Origin of the sequence: Sulfurimonas sp. (assembly GCF_034005705.1) — a bacterium.
Classification (GTDB): Bacteria; Campylobacterota; Campylobacteria; order Campylobacterales; family Sulfurimonadaceae; genus Sulfurimonas.
This window is the reverse complement of sequence record NZ_JAVEUF010000039.1, coordinates 1-3,836: the sequence shown is the minus strand read 5'-3', so window position 1 is coordinate 3,836 and position 3,836 is coordinate 1. Positions and strand designations below refer to the sequence as shown.

4 protein-coding genes are annotated in these 3,836 nt (G+C 56.3%); all 4 read right to left on the bottom strand.

Annotated elements, in window-relative coordinates:
- Positions 1–497: hypothetical protein (locus RBR61_RS10150; RefSeq protein WP_320344068.1), on the bottom strand; the 497-nt coding region annotated here is incomplete at its 3' end.
- Positions 487–2,112, bottom strand: coding sequence for a hypothetical protein (locus RBR61_RS10145; protein WP_320344067.1), 1,626 nt, complete (start codon positions 2,110–2,112; stop codon positions 487–489). The genes RBR61_RS10150 and RBR61_RS10145, both read right to left, overlap by 11 nt.
- Positions 2,112–3,254 carry a site-specific integrase gene (locus tag RBR61_RS10140; protein WP_320344066.1) on the bottom strand — a complete coding sequence of 381 codons (1,143 nt, stop codon included), beginning with the start codon at positions 3,252–3,254 and terminating at the stop codon, positions 2,112–2,114. Before RBR61_RS10140 ends, RBR61_RS10145 begins: the two co-directional genes overlap by 1 nt.
- A gap of 422 nt (positions 3,255–3,676) precedes the next feature.
- Positions 3,677–3,799 (bottom strand): hypothetical protein, encoded by a 123-nt coding sequence (locus RBR61_RS10135; protein WP_320344069.1) that lies wholly within the window; start codon positions 3,797–3,799, stop codon positions 3,677–3,679.
- Positions 3,800–3,836: the final 37 nt, after the last annotated feature.

The window sequence follows — 3,836 nt, the reverse complement described above, 5'->3', positions numbered from 1 at the left end:
AAGCTGTCGTAGACGCTATGCGCATTGCGGGTCAGGCGTGCTTTGGTGTGATGGACGTAGTTCGCGACGTGTATGGGTCTGACCTGGTCGAATCTCTTAATGTTCAACGCAGTCAGCCAACGCATCATCGGAATCGCGGATGCGATGGCAGTCTGGCAGATGCCCATTGCCACCGGAGGCTTGGAGCCTGGCAGGCCTCGCTTGAACCATACATACAGAACAACCTTGCAGTCGTCGACCAACTCTTGCGAGCAGTCCTCAGGCCAGGGAATGTATTTCTGACCATCGGCCACATTGGATTGCTCAAAGTAGGGCCTGAAGTCCCACACCGGATCACCAAATCGGGACAGAACGTGGTTGCTGCCGTCCATGTCAGCCACCGCACTGACCACGATATTGGATTTCTCGGATTCCGACAGCCCTTTGGATGAAGCGGGCTGGGCAGCCAAGAGGTCGTAGGCCTTTGGCGGCTGCGATGCAATCGCGTTACCGGCCATAGCGTGCCTCTCGACTCAGTTGCGACTGGCGCATGCGTATCGCCCAGAAGGGATGGGGATTTTTCTCGGCAAGCGCCTTGGCTTGCGCCACCATTTCCGGGATGAAGTTGTCGTATGCAATTTGGTCGATTCTTGCAATGAGGTCCTGATGGTGAAGGCGCCACTCACTCCACTCGTCCGTGGCGTAGTAGCCTACCTCCGACATCAGGAAGCGCTGAAAACTGAAGAGCCGGTGCAGATCCTTGACCGTCCCCACAATGGCATAGCTCGGACACCCTAGGCAATGCGTGAACTCCGCGCAATGTGTTGAGCCGTCCTTCGGAGCGAGCGCGCCTTGCAAGCTGTCCTTGCAACTACCCGTGGGGGTGGGCACGAGGTCGTGCCCCCTGAGTTTGCCTGGCAACGCCTCGCCAATGAATTTGGCACCCTCGGCCTTGGTGCGCTCATCAAGGTGCAAGTAGTGGTTGTCTGCGACCTGGGGGGAATGGCCCATCACTGCGGACACGGCAAGCAGGTCGCCATCGCTGAGCTTCCATAGACGGTTTTCCATGGTCTTTCGTAGGCGTCCAAGTGTGACTCGCAACACTGAGCCGTCATCGGCGAACAACCCGTGGCGGTGAACTATTGCTTTGGTATTTTCGTGAACGCGGCCCATATTCAGACAAAGTGTTTGCCCCTTGAGGTCACCGCGTTGTGATGAGCGGTAGAGCCAAACACGATCTTTGATGCCGTCTGGTGCCTCGGCGACGAGGTTCTGCGTCATTCCCAGCACCTTTTTTAGCACCGCGACGCCATCCATGGGGATCGACGCTGCAAGGTCGTGGATATGAGTTTGCCGCAGTGACGTTAATTGCGCACCTTTTCCTCTGCGCTTGAAAGTTCTGACCAGCATCAAGTTGGGCATAAAGGGGTGTGGACCCAAGCAATCCCGCTTCATTTCAAGGAGCGGAGTGGTGTTGATGCCCGAACGCATGCCAACAATGAGCATCAGAACCACAAGCGCCTCTGAGTCCAAACCGCTGAACCCCCCGTGGTGAATGGCAATAAGATCTAGCTTGAGCGCCGCGGCCAAACGCTCCATTTCAGATTGACTTAGTGGAGTTTCACCTCGCGTCGTCGCCCCATTCATTGGGAACGGATTGGCAGGTAGCAAAACATCATGGGATTGGTCAATGAAGCCGTAGTCCATGAGTCCAACCAACACCGACTTGAAGGCAGAGTAATAGTTCTTGGCAGTGGAGCCGTTCGGGTATTTGAGCCTGAGCCAAGCGATATAGCGAACGACATCTGTCGCTGTCATATCTGATGGACGCGACGGCACGATGCCCCCTTGATTGCCTGTGAGGTAGGGCAGAAAGACTTTCATCCCGTTGGCCGCGAAGCTCACAATGCTGGCCACCGAATAGTTGCCGCTGTGGAGTCGCGCCTTCAAGACAGTCGCTGCCGCCCAAACCCAGTCGTCAAAGCCATGTCCCAACCATGGACGCAAGTCAATGATGTTGTGGTTTCGCGGATTGGGAGGCAGCGCGACGATCGCGCCGGATGCATCAGAATCCGCCGCAAGGTCGATTGTGATTGCAGGTGTCTTGGCCTTGTAGTCCTTGGCGCGGGCCATCAATGACTCCCCATCGCTATGGAATCCTCGCCACCGTTGGCGAACAGCATGTCCATTTCGTCTTCATGGGCCAAAACGATCTGTGCGTCCAACTGATTGATTAGATGCAGGTAGATCGCTGTGGTTTGCACGTCAGAGTGTCCCATGCGGTCGCGAACATACAGCAGCGGCTCACCCTGGAAGTCAGCGCTCTTGCGCAGTGCCGACAGCGTGTAGGTTCCATAGGTGTGCCGCAGCATGTGCGCCCGCACCGGAAAGCCAACTTCCTTTTCGATGGCTTTCATCGCATCCACAATGGCCCCTTTCGAGAACTCTGTTCCAAGCTCTGTCAGAACAAGTGCTGCAGGGGCGTTCCCGGCTCTTTGCTGCCGGACTTCTCGCTGGTGCAGCGAATAGGCCCACATGTCTTCCATGAGAGACCAAGGCACGTCCACGCTTCTGGGCTTGCCATACTTGATGTGCATGTCAGCGGGCTCCAGAGTGACGCGGATCATCTGCCCAGGTGTCAGCCCTTTTCGGGCTCTCGGATTGAAGACGTAGGCTAGAGGAAACGTGCGCGCTTCGCAGGATCGCATCCCGGTGCGAACCATCAGGTTGAACAACAGCGCATGGCTTGGGTCAAGCCTCGCGCCAAGGCATTGCCTAACCTGCTCTTTGGTCAGGAATTTGATCGTTGCCTTGCGCTCGCGCGCCATCACCGTCGGTTTTGAAACGACGCCGCCCGCGCGATCCACATGGGCAAGAAAGCCCTGATGCGATGGCGTGCGAACATCGCGCACGCCAAACGGTAGGTAAGTGATGTGCCCCTGGCGTTTGCACCAATCGTAAAACCGGACCACCAGATTCAACCGCTTGTTCACAGTGTTGGGATTCAAGCCCAGCTCTCCGAGCGACCAGTCGCGATACCTTGCCACAACGCTGAGTCCGTGCGGCTTTGGGTCTTCATCCCAGGCCAGGCCGTTGGCAGACAAGAACGCAAAGTAGTCATAAAGCCTGCGGCCATATGCTTCCCATGTGAGCTTGCTTTCAATGCTTCCTTGGGTGACCAAGGCGTGCCACAGGAACGATTGTGCTGGTTCCAAAGGCCAGCCGTCATCGGCCAGCAGCAATGGGAAGCCCTCAAACGATCGGCCTTCAACCATGAGATCAGCCGTGGCCAAGACAAGCCTCATAGACCCATGTCTTTCAGAAGCTTTGCGGCCGCCTTGAAGTTGAGGCCATAGATGTGCATGACCAAATCAACGGCACCGCCGCCGCCACAGTCCATACGCACATCCCAAAATTTTGGCCCAGTGCACAAGAACTCCCAATCATGTCCGGCAACATGGACGTGCCATCGAGTGGTCAGATGACTTGATCTTGGGTGGAACGAGAGATCTTCTTTGACGTGTTCCGCCAGCAGGCGAAGCACATGGATTGAATCCAGCTCCCGCCATCGTCCCAGCTCCGAGTTATCCACAGATCTCATTGCGCTCCATTTCCTCCCCCAAACCCCCACCTGCTACTCGTCTCAAAGAGACGATGAATCCAAATACCAGGGGTCCGGAAGACATGATGCATCCTACTAACAAACCTGATCCGTAAGATCGTTGTTCGACAGCACGACCACCGGCCTGTCATTCAGGCTGGGCCGAAACACTCGTTCGCAACTCACATAGAAGTTGTTGCCGTCCACCAGCGCATACATGGCGCACCTCCTCAGGTGGGGAAGCGCTTGATGCTGG